This is a genomic window from Novosphingobium sp. (genome assembly GCF_036803765.1).
GTDB lineage: Bacteria > Pseudomonadota > Alphaproteobacteria > Sphingomonadales > Sphingomonadaceae > Novosphingobium.
The window spans coordinates 1-12,864 of the sequence record NZ_DAIRTS010000025.1 but is presented as its reverse complement, the minus strand read 5'-3'; the positions used below and the strand labels follow the sequence as shown (position 1 = coordinate 12,864).

The 12,864-nt window shown below is 68.9% G+C and carries 10 protein-coding genes; 2 read left to right on the top strand and 8 right to left on the bottom strand.

Features of this window, described 5'->3' with window-relative positions; genetic code table 11:
- Nucleotides 1-65: 65 nt before the first annotated feature.
- From V7Q48_RS14900 to glnE, 6 genes are all read right to left on the bottom strand, one after another.
- A complete protein-coding gene (locus V7Q48_RS14900) occupies nucleotides 66-2,309 on the bottom strand; it encodes a glycoside hydrolase family 95 protein (RefSeq protein WP_333839065.1) in 2,244 nt (747 codons plus the stop codon).
- A gap of 78 nt (nucleotides 2,310-2,387) precedes the next feature.
- The gene (gene wecB / locus V7Q48_RS14895) at nucleotides 2,388-3,497 is read right to left on the bottom strand and encodes a non-hydrolyzing UDP-N-acetylglucosamine 2-epimerase (RefSeq protein ID WP_333839064.1); all 1,110 of its coding nucleotides are present in this window, start codon (nucleotides 3,495-3,497) and stop codon (nucleotides 2,388-2,390) included.
- Nucleotides 3,498-3,860: 363 nt separating this feature from the next.
- Nucleotides 3,861-4,598: a M23 family metallopeptidase gene (locus tag V7Q48_RS14890; protein WP_333839063.1), complete on the bottom strand. Its 738-nt coding sequence runs from the start codon at nucleotides 4,596-4,598 to the stop codon at nucleotides 3,861-3,863.
- Between the two features lie 209 nt (nucleotides 4,599-4,807).
- Entirely contained in the window at nucleotides 4,808-5,620 is an 813-nt protein-coding gene (locus tag V7Q48_RS14885; protein WP_333839062.1) for a ferritin-like domain-containing protein, read from the bottom strand.
- A gap of 9 nt (nucleotides 5,621-5,629) precedes the next feature.
- Nucleotides 5,630-6,103, bottom strand: a complete 474-nt coding sequence (locus V7Q48_RS14880) for a peroxiredoxin (RefSeq protein ID WP_333839061.1) — start codon at nucleotides 6,101-6,103, stop codon at nucleotides 5,630-5,632.
- Nucleotides 6,104-6,117: 14 nt separating this feature from the next.
- Entirely contained in the window at nucleotides 6,118-8,826 is a 2,709-nt protein-coding gene (gene glnE / locus V7Q48_RS14875) for a bifunctional [glutamate--ammonia ligase]-adenylyl-L-tyrosine phosphorylase/[glutamate--ammonia-ligase] adenylyltransferase (RefSeq protein WP_333839143.1), read from the bottom strand.
- Between the two features lie 160 nt (nucleotides 8,827-8,986).
- Here glnE and V7Q48_RS14870 point away from each other — a divergent pair, with 160 nt between their 5' ends.
- Together V7Q48_RS14870 and V7Q48_RS14865 are read left to right on the top strand one after the other, a co-directional pair.
- A complete protein-coding gene (locus V7Q48_RS14870; protein WP_333839060.1) occupies nucleotides 8,987-10,675 on the top strand; it encodes a M28 family peptidase in 1,689 nt (562 codons plus the stop codon).
- Between the two features lie 11 nt (nucleotides 10,676-10,686).
- Nucleotides 10,687-11,694 (top strand): agmatine deiminase family protein, encoded by a 1,008-nt coding sequence (locus tag V7Q48_RS14865; RefSeq protein ID WP_333839059.1) that lies wholly within the window; start codon nucleotides 10,687-10,689, stop codon nucleotides 11,692-11,694.
- 82 nt (nucleotides 11,695-11,776) lie between these two features.
- On the opposite strand, the gene V7Q48_RS14860 is transcribed toward V7Q48_RS14865, so the two are convergent.
- Together V7Q48_RS14860 and V7Q48_RS14855 are read right to left on the bottom strand one after the other, a co-directional pair.
- The gene (locus V7Q48_RS14860; protein WP_333839058.1) at nucleotides 11,777-12,352 is read right to left on the bottom strand and encodes a superoxide dismutase family protein; all 576 of its coding nucleotides are present in this window, start codon (nucleotides 12,350-12,352) and stop codon (nucleotides 11,777-11,779) included.
- Nucleotides 12,353-12,476: 124 nt separating this feature from the next.
- Nucleotides 12,477-12,864 (bottom strand): OmpA family protein (locus V7Q48_RS14855; protein WP_333839056.1); only part of this gene is annotated, 388 nt, incomplete at its 5' end.

Below are 12,864 nucleotides of genomic sequence, written 5' to 3'. Positions count from 1 at the left end.
CACCCCCGGCTGCGCCGGCGGTCCCCCTCCCCATGCCTTTGGCATAGGGAGGATCCGCATGGACTTCACCCCAACCGCACCGGGTTGGCCCCCACGTGCAACACCACGTCCTGCGTTCGCCCCATCGCCGTGACGGCCAGCCGCGCAGGCCGCGCCGCATGGATTACCGCATGGGTCAGGGCATGGTCGCTCCAGCGCATGTCGACCTTGAGATTGCCGCGCGCGCGCAGGCCCCGCACCGTGCCGCGGCCCCACGCTGGTGGCAGCGCGGGCAGGAGCGACACCTCGCCCCGCCCGCTCTGCAGCAGCATTTCGGCCATGCCCGCGGGACCGCCGAAGTTGCCGTCGATCTGGAACGGCGGGCAGACGTCGAACATGTTGGGCAAGGTGAATTGCCCGATCAGGGCGCGCAGCATGGTGTGCGCATGCGCCCCGTCGCCCAGCCGCGCCCGCAGCGCGGTGCGCCAGGCCATCGACCAGCCGGTGCCGCCATCGCCGCGCAAGTCCAGCGTGCGCGCGGCGGCGCGGGCCAGCGCGGGCGTGCGCTGCGGCGTGATCGCGCGGCCAGGATAAAGCCCGTAGAGGTGCGAGGTATGCCGGTGATCGGGCTCGGCCTCGGCAAAGTCCTCGGCCCATTCCATCACTTGCCCACGCGCGCCCACGCGCACCGGCGGCAGGCGGCGCCTAACCTCCAGCGCGGCCTCGGCCAGCTCTGCATCGCGGCCCAGCAGCCGCGCCGCCTCGGCAAAATTGCCGAACAGTTCGTCCAGCAGCGCGATGTCCATCGTCGCGGCATACGTCAGGTAATGGCTCGCCCCGTCCTTGCGATACTGGTTCTCGGGCGAGATCGACGGGCAGGTGACGAGATGGCCTGCGAGCGGCGATCCCGCCGGTGCGGGCACGAGGAAATCGAGCGCGAAGAGCACCGCGCCGCGCATCGGATCATAGGCCTTCTGCGCCAGGAACGCGCGGTCTTCGCTGAACAGGTAGTGGTCCCACATCTGGTTGGACAGCCACACCCCGCCCATCGGCCAGATACCCCACGATCCGTCGACCGGCGCGGTTGCGCGCCAAAGGTCGGTGTTGTGATGCAGCACCCAACCGCGCGCCTTGTAGAAGTTGCGCGCGGTCCGCGTTCCGCTCTCGGCAAGGTCGGCGATCAGGTCCCACAGGGGCTCCTGCATGTCCCACAGATCACCGGTTTCCGCGATCCAGTAGTTCATCTGCAGGTTGATATTGGTGGTCCACTTGCTGCTCCACGCCGGCAGCAATTCGTCGTTCCAGATCCCCTGCAGGTTGGCCGGCTGCCCGCCCGGCCGCGACGAGGCGATCAGCAGGTAGCGCCCGTACTGGAAATAGAGCGCCTCCAGCGCCGGATCGGGCGCGGCCGCATAGGCCTTGAGCCGCAGGTCGGTCGGCTGCATCGCCGCCGTGGCGGGATCGCCCAGCGACAGGTCGACGCGCCCGAACAGCCCTGCGTGGTCCGCCTCATGCCGGGCGAGCAGCCGGGTCCAGGGCATCGTCGCGACGGCGCCGAGCGCGCCCTGTGTATCGGCGGCGGGATCGCCGGAAATGTCGTCGTAGCGGCGGAAGCTCGTGGCGCCCGCCAGGACGAGCACGATCTCGTCCGCGCCGCGCACCTGCGATCCGCCCGCCCCGCCCGCATGGTCCCGACGCACCACGACACCCGGCAGCTTCGATGTCAGCGCGATCGCGGCATCGAGTGCGCCGGGCCGATCGGCGCTGAGCCGCACGACCAGCACCTTGTCGGGAAACGAGACGAAGCACTCGCGCCGGAAACGCGTCTGGCCCACGCGATAGCTGACGGTGTGGACGCCGCGCGCGAGGTCAAGCGAGCGGCGATAGTCCTGCGCCGCGTCATGCCCGGCAAAGCCAAGCCCGAGATCGACGAAGGGCTGGTACGGGCACAACACCTTGGGATCGCCGAGGAAACCCTCACCCAGCCTCTCCGCCTCGGCCAGGTTGCCATCGAAGATCGCCTGTCGCAGCAGCGCCAGCTGCGCATCGCGCGGCGCCCCGTCATAGTCGTGCGGCGCCCCGCCCCACAGCGTCTGCGCATTGACCTGGATGCGCTCCTGCGCCGTGCCGCCGAAGACCATCGCGCCGAGCCGCCCGTTGCCCAGCGGCAGCGCCTCGTTCCACACCGCAGCCGGCTGGCGATACCATAAGGTATTGGCATGGGGATCGCCCTCGGCCTCCCCCGTCGCGGCGGTGCGCGCCGGAAGGTTCGCCGGGACGAGCGTCGCCCCGATTGATCCGGCAATCACGTGCCTGCGCGAAATATCCACGGCTTCTCCTCTTCCGAAGCCGATTGTAGCGCTACCATTAGCCGTGACAACCCGACGCGCAGGCGTCGATGGATGTTTTTACAGCAGCTTGGCGATCCGCGCCGCAGCCTCGCCATCGCCGAACGGATTGTGCGCGCGCGCCATCTCGCCATAGGCGACGGGATCGTCGAGTAGCCGCGTGGCTTCGGCGACAATGCGCGCACGGTCCGTTCCGACGAGCCGGGCCGTGCCCGCGGCGACGCCCTCGGGCCGTTCGGTTGTCTCGCGCATGACCAGCACGGGCTTGCCCAGCGCGGGCGCCTCCTCCTGCACGCCGCCGCTGTCGGTCAACATGATCTCGCAGATCGCCAGGAGGCGCGCGAAATGGGGGTAGTCCAGCGGCTCGATCATCGCGACATTGGGCAGCCCGGCCAGCGCCGCATCCATCACCGCGCGCACGTTAGGGTTGGGATGAACCGGGAAGATCAGCGCGACATCGGGCCGCTCGGCCAGATTGCGCACCGCACCGGCGATCGCCTCCAGCCCGCCGCCGAAATTCTCGCGCCGGTGGCTGGTCACGCCGATGAGGCGCTTGCCCGCAAACCGCGATTCGAGGTCGGCGAGCCCGGCGGCGAGATCCGGCGCAGCATCGATCCGCGCGTTGACCCAGTGCAGCGCGTCGATCACCGTGTTGCCGGTGACGTGGATCGTATCGGCCGCGACGTTCTCTGCCCGCAACGCGGCGGCGGCGGTCTCGGTCGGTGCGAAGTGCAGCGTGGCGATCGAGCCGATGATCTTGCGGTTCACCTCCTCGGGCCAGGGATGATAGATGTTGTGCGAGCGCAGGCCCGCCTCGACATGCGCGACCGGAATCTTGCGATAATAGGCCGCAAGCGCGCCGGCCATGGCCGTGGCCGTATCGCCCTGCACCACCACCCGGTCGGGCTTTTCCGCATCGAGCACACGGCCGATGCCCGTGAGCAGCGCCGCCGTGAGACCATCGAGGGTCTGGTCCGGGCGCATCACGTCGAGATCGTGATCGGGCACGATCCCGGCGATCTCCAGCACCTGGTCGAGCATGCCGCGATGCTGCGCGGTGACGCAGGTGACGACGCGAAAGCGCGGATCGGCGCGCAAGGCGTGGACCACGGGAAACATCTTGATGGCCTCGGGCCGCGTGCCGAAGACGAGGAGGACGGTCTGGGTCATGCCGTCCCCTTATAGGGCGAAGGTTAAGCCCGGCATAAGCAAAGTCGCTCGTGATCGGTTGAACCGCCCTGGGCGGGCGGGCGCAGACCGGACCCTGGTGCTGCGCCTGAAGCGAACGACGCGCACAGCAGCTCCGTCACCCCGGGCGAAGACCCGGGGTCCCGCTGACTTGTGGGAGGACCGACCCGACGCGGCCAGCAGGCCACAAGCTGGACCCCGGACCAAGTCCGGGGTGACGAAGTAAGGGAGTTGCCGATCACCGGTAAGGCACACTTCGCTCGCCCGCGCGCCGCGCAAGAAAAAAGGCGGCATCGCTGCCGCCTTCTTCCCGCATCCTCTCGATGCAGATCGCCTTGCCGCGTCTTATTCTTCTCCGTCGGCTTCGGCACCTGCGGCGTGGTAGCCGCGAATCTGGCTGGCGTCGGCGGCGCTGGCCAGCTGACGCAGGTTGTCGTCGCGCTGCATGTAGGCGAGCGGGTTGACCGCCTGGCCTGCGACGCGGACTTCATAATGGAGGTGCGGGCCGGTCGAATGGCCGGTTGAGCCGACATAGCCGATCACGTCGCCCTTGTGGACGCGCTGGCCTTCGGCGACCGCGATGCGCGACATGTGGCCGTAGCGGGTTTCCAGATTGCCGCCATGCTCGAGCTGGACATAGAGGCCATAGCCGCCGAACCGCTCGGCCTTGCCGACGAGGCCGTCAGCGGTGGCGCGGATCGGGGTGCCGGTGGCGGCAGGCAGGTCGACGCCCTTGTGCGCACGCAGGCCGCCGTAGATCGGGTGATTGCGCAGGCCGAAGCCGCTGCTCATCGCGCGGCCGCTGCTGATCGGAACCAGCGTCGGGATCGAGACCGAGTTGCTGCGGGCGACCGGCGACTGCGTGGCCGTGGCGATACCGCCGTCGAGCGCTTCCCAGCTGGCGAACAGCTTGGAGAATTCCTCGTCACCGGCGGGTGCGGCGCCGATGCGGGCCGCTTCGGCGCTGCGCAGCGGGGCAGCGATGTCGACGGAAGCGGCGTTGTTGGCAAAAGCGGGTGCGGTGAAGCCCATGCAAAGCGTGGTGCCGAGGGCAACCAGACCGGAGAACGCGATTTTCTTCATTGCGACCCGTACAACCTCTGTTCGATCCGTGTGCGACGGCATCGCCAGAATTGGCGACGGCACAGCGCACAGACAGCGTGCTGACCCCCAGCAAACCTTGCCCGCATTTTCGTCCGGAGGAACCGGATCGCCTGCTGGGCATTGTTTAGAGATTGGTGGATTGACCCCCCGCCGACCTCGTGTCCGTGGGGTAGCGGCGAGTGCCGCTCTTAAGCAAGCGCCGCCATCATCTCTTGAGACAAGCCGGCTGCGCGGCGCGCCGAGTCGTTGAACGGTGGCTTAACCATCCCCCGGAAGTGGCGCTCTACCAGCGTTTTCCAGAGGCTTGGTGCGTCCTCGCCACGCGCCGAACAGAGCCTGGCGAAATGGCTTGTGCCGAACGCGACATGGCGCACTTCGTCGTCAAGGATTCGCTGCAGGATTCGCGCGGTCGTGGCGTCGCCCGCGGCCAGCACCCGCTCGATCGTCTGCGGCGTGACATCGAGCCCACGGGCTTCCAGAACCATCGGCACCACTGCCAGCCGTGCCGCAACATCATGCGCGGTTTCGCGGGCTGCGTCCCACAGCCCGTCGTGCGCCGGCAGCGCCCCGTAATGGCTGCCGAGGCTGCGCAGCCGCCGCGCCAGAAGCGCGAAATGCATCGCCTCGTCCGCTGCCACCGAAAGCCAGTCGCTGACGAATTCCGGCCCCTGCTCCGCGCCGAATCGCCCCGCCGCATCGAGCGCCAGGTCGATCGCGACGAATTCGATGTGGCAAAGGGCATGGACCAGCGCGATGCGGCCCCGCTCCGACCCGCCGCGTCCGCGCTTGGGCATGGCGTTGGGCGGCAGCAGCACCGGCTCGGCCGGGCGCGCCGGCACCTCGGGCATGGCGACGTCGAACACGAAGGCCAGGGTCCCCGCCTTCCAGTCGCGCGCCACCGCGCGTGTCGCCATGGCCTTGGCATGCGGGTCGGCCGTCAGCATCGCGGCACGAATCGCCTGGGCGACGCTGGCGGACTGCAATGGTTCGGTCTGGGGCATGGGAATGACTTACAGCGCCTCAGCCGCGGCCAGCACTTCCTCAGCGTGGCCCTTGACCTTCACCTTGTTCCACACCCGCGCGATGGTGCCGTCGGCGGCGACGAGATACGTCGTACGCTCCATCCCCATGTAGGTGCGGCCATACATCGACTTCTCGGTCCAGATGCCCAGCGCGTCGGACAGGCCGCCTGCCTCGGCGTCGCTTGCCAGCGGGGCGGCAAGGCCATGCTTGGCGATGAACTTCTCGTGCTTTTTGGGCGGGTCCTTGCTCACGCCCAGCAGAGCCGTGTCGGCTGCGGCAAACCGTTCGGCCAGCTCGGAAAAATCCTTGTTCTCGGTGGTGCAGCCCGGCGTGTCGTCCTTGGGATAGAAGAACAATACCAGCTTGCGCCCGGCAAAGTCCGCCGGTCGCACGGCGCTGCCGTCGGGCGCGGTCAGGGCCAAGTCGGGCAGCGTGTCACCCACGCCGGGAAAATCGCTCATCGTCATCACTCCGCTTAGCTCGGCTGGATGGAGGCATCCAGGGCATCGAGGGCCGCGGCTTCGCCGAACACCTCGCCCCAGGCACCCGCGATGCGATGTCGTGCGGCGGTCACCGCGTCAAGCAGGGCCGCCCAGCTTGGCATGCCGCAGGCGCTGGCGACGATGCCACGGCTGGCAACCGGCGGGTACATGCCATCAGGGGCAACCAGCCGAACCACCACGAGCAGCCCGGCCAGCAGTGCATGGGCCTCGGCCAGCCCGGCCGGCAGCAAGCCGTTCGCCTCGAGTGCTGCCAGCGCCTTGGCCAATTCGGGCTCGAGCCCGACGCGGTCGCGCAGTTGCAGGAAGTGGACGAGGAATTCGAGATCGACCAGCCCGCCGCGCGCCAGCTTGACGTCGAGCGGGCCCTTGGCTGGCTTGTGCCGGGCCATCTCCGCGCGCATCGCCAGCACGTCGGCCTTGAGGGTGCCCTCGTCGCGCGGCTGGCTCAGCACGCGGCGGATGACCGCGTCGAGCACGGCCCGATCTTCGTCGGTGCCGTGGAGCGGGCGCGCGCGGCACAGCGCCATGTGTTCCCAGGTCCAGGCGTCCTCGCGCTGATACCGCTCGAAGCTGTCGAGGCTGACCGCGATCGGCCCCTGCGCGCCCGAGGGCCGCAGCCGCGTGTCGACCTCGTACAGCGCCCCCGCGGCCGTGGGCACCGACAGCGCGGCGATCACCCGCTGCGCCAGCCGGTTGAAATAGAGCGTGCCGCCGATCGGCCGCGCCCCATCGGATTCGCGCGCAAAGGCCTCGGCATCGCCGCCGAACAGGAACACGAGGTCGAGGTCGGAGGCGTGCGTGAGCGCAGCGCCGCCCAGCCGTCCCAGGCCCAGCACGACCAGCCGCGCGCACGGCACATGCCCATGAGCGGTCGCGAACTCGTTTTCGGCCGCGCTCGCCAGCACGCGAATGGCCGCTTCGGCGACGCGGCTGAGCGCGGCGGCGATCGCCAGGGGGGGATGGCATCCCTCGATCAGTTGGACGCCGAGCGCAAAGCGCAGTTCGCCGACCTTGCGCCGCACGGCATCGAGCAAGCGCTGGTAATCGTCGCCCACTTCGCGCCGGGCCAGCCCCGCAGCAATCTCGTCGACCGAGCCGGGCAGCGCGAAGGCCGACCGGTCGATCAATGTGTCGAGCAGGTCAGCCCGGCGCGCGAGATCCTCGGCCAAGGTCGGGGCATGGGCGAGCACGCGCATCAGCGTGGCAAGCAGTGCCGGCCGCGCCTCGAGCAGGCGGAACACGTTGATCGCCGAGGGCAATGCGGCCAGCAGCCGCTCCCACCGCAAAAGCGCGTGATCGGGGTCGGGCGCATCGGCCAGGGCCTGCAGCAATGCCGGCCGCAGCCGCGCGAAGGCGGCCCGCGCCTCGTCGCTACGCAACGCGCGGAATGCCCCGCCATCCCAGCTTTCGACCCGGCGGGCCAGGGCGCCGGGGTCGGCGAAGCCGAGGGCGCCGAGGTCTTCGGCGAGGCTGCGATTGTCGACCGCCACCGCGCCGGTCGGCGAAATGATCGCCAGCAGCGCATCGAACCGCGAGGCGACCTCGGCCGAGATCGCCTGCACTTCGGCGACGAGTGCAGGCCCATCGGCGTGGCCGGCCAGCCGCGCCACGCCATCGAGCGCGTCGGGGTTGGCCGGCAGCTGGTGGGTCTGCTGGTCCGCGACCATCTGCAGCCGATGCTCGAGTACGCGCAGCCGATCATAACTGTCGCCCATGACGGCCGCGTCGCCTGGCGTGATGAGACCGGCGGCGGCGAGTGCGTCGAGCGCGGGACGCGTACCGCGCAGCCGCAGTGCCGGATTGCGCCCGCCGTGGATCAGCTGGTGAGTCTGCGCGAAGAATTCGACCTCGCGGATGCCGCCGCGTCCGCGCTTCAGGTCGTAGCCCGGCCCGACCCGCTGGCCGGCGGCGTAGTGGTCACGGATACGCGCGGTCAGGCGCCCGATCTCGGCAATCGCGCCGAAGTCGAGGCTGCGCCGCCACACGAAGGGCCGGATCGTGTCGAGGAACGCCTGCCCGCGGCCCGTGTCGCCAGCCGCCGCGCGGGCACGGATATAGGCCGCGCGCTCCCATGCCAGCGCGCTCGATTCGTAGTGCGTGATCGCGCCTTCGAACGGGATCGCCAGCGGGCTGACTTCCGATGCCGGCCGCAGCCGCAGGTCGATGCGAAAGACATAGCCCTCCGCCGTGACGGTCGAGAGCAGCTCGACCACCGCGCGCGCCACCCGCTGCGCCGCCTCGCCCGGCTCGTCGCGCGCGCGGCGGGGCAGCACATCCGGGTCGTAAAGCAGGATCGGGTCGATGTCGGACGAATAGTTCAGCTCGCGCGCACCGTGCTTGCCCAGCCCGATGGCGGCAAAGCCCATGGGCTCGGCATCGGGTGCGCGGCGGCGGATGCCGGCGGCGATTGCGGCATCGAGCGCGCGGTCAGCGAAGTCGGACAGTTCTTCGACCACGCGCCGGAGCGGCAGCGCCCCGGCAAGGTCGCCGATCGCCAGCGCGACCGCCAGCGCCAGCCGCTCGCGCCGCAGCGCCACGCCCACGTCGTCGGCGCCGTCGCCGGCAATCCTTGCCCAGCCCAGCGCTTCCTCGATCCGCCCCTCCCCCAGCAACTCCGCCAGCGCCGGCAGGCGATCGAGCCCGCGTGACAGGAACGAGGTCTCGGCGCGCGCGCGGGCCATGGCTTGCGTCCAGTCGAGCGCCGAAGGGTCTGTCACGTCTGCTCCTGGGGTGGGGGTACGGGTGCGGGTGGGCGCTCGTCTTGCCGCAAGGTCCGCCCTCTGCCAAGGTGGGCCATGCGCCGCAGCGGTATCCTGCGGCAACCCTTTGAAAGGCTTATCCATGATCCGATCCCCGGCGCGTGCGCTGACCCTGATGCTGCTGGCGACCGCTGCCCCCGCCCCCGTTACGACGGTCCAGGCCGCCCCCGCCAAGGCCCGTGCCGTCACTAGGGCTGCCGTCGTACCCAGCGTTCCGGTGCCGATGATGCGCGAGACCATCAAGACGCTCGCCTCGGACGCCTTTGAAGGCCGCGCGCCGGCGGGGCCCAAGGAACAGCAGGTGCTCGACGCCATCGTCACGCGCTTCAAGGCCGCGGGGCTCAAGCCCGGCAACAACGGCCAGTGGCTGCAGCCGGTGCCCATGGTGACGATCGCGGCAAAGAACATCAGCCCGCTGACGGTAGGCAGCCTGTCGTTCAAGCCCGGCGCCGACTTCGTGATCGGCTCGTACCGCGAAGCCGAGCATACCGAAATCAAGGCCTCCGACATGGTCTTCGTCGGCTATGGCATCACCGCCCCGGAACTGGGCTGGGACGACTATGCCGGCATCGACATGAAGGGCAAGGTCGCAGTGATCCTGGTCAACGACCCGGATTACGAGAACGCCGACGAGACCGGCCTGTTCAAGGGCCGCCGGATGACCTGGTATGGCCGCTGGCCCTACAAGTATGCCGAGGCCGCGCGTCATGGTGCCAAGGCGGCGATCATCGTGCACGACACCTTCCCCGCCGCCTATGGCTGGAACGTGCTCGAATCCAGCGGCGGCACCGGCAACTTCGTGCAGACCGCGAACAAGGGCTTCGACCAGACCGAAGCCAATGGCTGGATGCGCCGCCCGGTGGCCGAGCAGATCTTCACCGCCGGCGGCAAGGACTTTGCCGCGCTTTCCGCCGCCGCCAAGCAAAAGGGCTTCAAGGCCGTGCCGCTCGGCGTCCAGGCCAACCTGTCGTTCGACAATACCGTGACGCGGGCGCTGTCGCACAACGTCGTCGGCGTGATCCCCGGCACCACGCGCGCCAACGAATACGTGCTCTATTCGGGCCACTGGGATCACCTCGGCCGTTGCAAGCCCGACGCCAAGGGTGACGACATCTGCAATGGCGCGGTCGACAACGCCAGCGGCATCGGCGCACTCGTGGCTCTGGCCGACATGAACCGCCGCGCCGGACCGACGCCGCGCAGCCAGGTGTTCCTTGCCGTCACGCTCGAGGAATCGGGCCTGCTTGGCTCGGAATACTACGCCCAGCACCCGGTCTATCCGCTTGCCCGCACGGTCGGCGGGGTCAACATGGACGCGCTGTCGGTGATCGGGCCCACGCGCGACGTGCAGGTGACCGGCGGCGACAAGTCCGAACTGACCGCGATCCTCAAGAAGGTCGAGAAGGACATGAACCTCGTCGAATCACCCGAGGATCACCCCGAGCGCGGCCATTACTATCGCTCGGACCACTTCAGCCTCGCCAAGCGCGGCGTGCCGATGTTCGCGGTGGGCCGGGGTACCGACCTCGTCAATGGCGGCACGGCGGCGGGCAATGCCGCGACCGAGGACTATGTCGAGCATCGCTATCACCAGCCCAGCGACGAATATTCGGACAGCTGGGACATGACCGGCATGGCGCAGGAAGTGCAGCTCTACTACCGCCTCGGCCGCGCGTTGGCGACCGGCACGACTTGGCCCAATTGGCACCCCGGCGACGAATTCCGCGCCGTGCGCGATGCGGATCGTGCAACCGTCACCAAGGCGAAGTAAGCGCTTTTGCCATGACCGACGCAAACACCTTTTCGGGCGGCCTCATGCCGCCCGAATTCGCTGCCCAGGATTGGCTCTGGGTCGGCTTTCCTCACCTGGCCGACGAATGGTCGGGTGCGATGGAACGCGCGCAGGAGCAGATCGCACAATTCGCCAGCACCGTGGCCGATGGCGGCCAGCCGGTCCGGCTGGTGGTGCGCGATGCCGCCAACCGCATGCGGGCGGAGCGGCTCGCCAGCGCGGCAGTCACGATCGAGGAGCGCGTCTATGGCGACGTCTGGCTGCGTGACACCGGGCCATTGGTCGTCGCCGGTCCCGACGGGCAGCGCCGCGCGCAATTGTTCGGGTTCAACGGCTGGGGCGGCAAGTACCTCATGCCCGGCGACCAGGACATCGGCGCGGACCTGGCCGCAAGTGCCGGCCTCGTCGCGGCCAAGGCCGACTGGGTTCTGGAGGGCGGCGCGCTCGATGGCGACGGCACCGGCCTTGTCGCCACGACCGAGCAGTGCCTGCTCAATCCCAACCGCAACCCGCACCTCTCGCGCGTCGATCTCGAGATGCGGCTGCACCGCGATCTCGGCTACGATCGCGTGCTGTGGCTTGGCGACGGCCTGATCAACGATCATACCGACGGCCATGTCGACAACCTCGCGCGCTTCGTCGGCGCCAATCGCCTGGCGTTGCCGCAGGCCACCGGGCCGGACGATCCCAATGCCGCGATCTACGCCGATGCCGCCGCCCGCGCGCGCGATTTCGGCGTCGAGGTCATCGAAGTCCCCTCGCCCGGGCTGATCGAGTGGGGCGGCATGGTCCAGCCCGCCAGCTACATGAACTTCGTCATCACCACCAATGTCGTGGTCGTACCGGTGTTCGGCTCGGTGCACGACGAAGCCGGGGTCGAGGCGATAGCGGCGCTGTTCCCGGGCCGCGCCACCGTGGGCGTGATGGGCGATGCCGTGCTGGTCGGCGGTGGCGGCTTCCACTGCGCCAGCCAGCAGATACCGTCGGCACAGGCCTGACCGCAGGTAGATTGGCCATAGGCCGATGCACCGTCGCCGCGCCGGATCGGCAGGCGGCGGCGGTGCACCTTCTTGTCCCGACTTACTGGCGCACGAACACGCCGCAGGCGAGCCGGGCGCCGCTGTTGCCGCTCGGATCGGTCTTGTAGTCGTCGGCCGCGGCGTGGATCACCAGCGCGGTGCCGTCGGCATCGAACAGCGCCGGCCCGACCATGTCGGTCATGCCCGGCAGCGCGAAATCGAGCGCGCCCATGCCGTTGGCATTCACCGTCAGGTTGGTCAGGTCACCCAGGTGCGAGCCCATGGGATTGTCGGCGCCATGCTGATGGCCCATCGGATTGAGGTGACCGCCTGCGGTGGTAAAGCCTGGCGCATCGCACTTGCCCGTCGTGTGCAGGTGAATGCCGTGCACCCCGGCCGGCAGGCCCTTGGCATCGACATGAACCATGTAGCCGTTGGGCCCCTGGAGCAGCTCCGCCGTGCCCGCGCTGGCACCGCTGGCCGTCATCAGGCTGGCGTTGGCGACGACCTGCGCCTTGGGCGTGGGGGTGGACGTCGGCGTGCTCTTCATGCCGTCGCCCTGCGTACAGGCGGCCAGTGCGCCACATGCGGCAAGCGTCGGGATCAAAAGGCGAAAGCGGTGGGATAGCGATGCCATGCGTGGTCTCCTCGACGGGGCCGCGGAATGGTGACGCGCCCGTCCTGTGATCAGCAACGAAAAAGGGGCCGGATTGCTCCGGCCCCTCGTTCTTGTTCGGTATAAGTTGGGAAAAATCCGAAACTTACATGCCCGAGCCCGGACCGTACGTGATTTCCACGCGGCGGTTCTGGAGTTCGCGAACGCCGTCGGCGGTCGGAACGCGCGGGTTGGCTTCACCGAAGGCCTGGCTGGTGATCGTCGAGGCAGGGATGCCGTGCGACGTCAGGTAAGCCGTGACCGAGTCGTTACGACGCTTCGAGAGGCCGAGGTTGTACTTCGGCGTACCCGAGCGGTCGGTGTAACCGGCGAGCATGATCGGAACGGTCTGGCAGTTGCCATACTGAGTGATGGCGTTGTCCAGGATCGTCGCGGCTTCCGGCGTGATGTCCGACTTATCCCAGTCGAAGAACACGATGTACGGACCCTTGTTGCACACCGGCGGCGGCGGAGGCGGCGGCGGTGTGCAACAA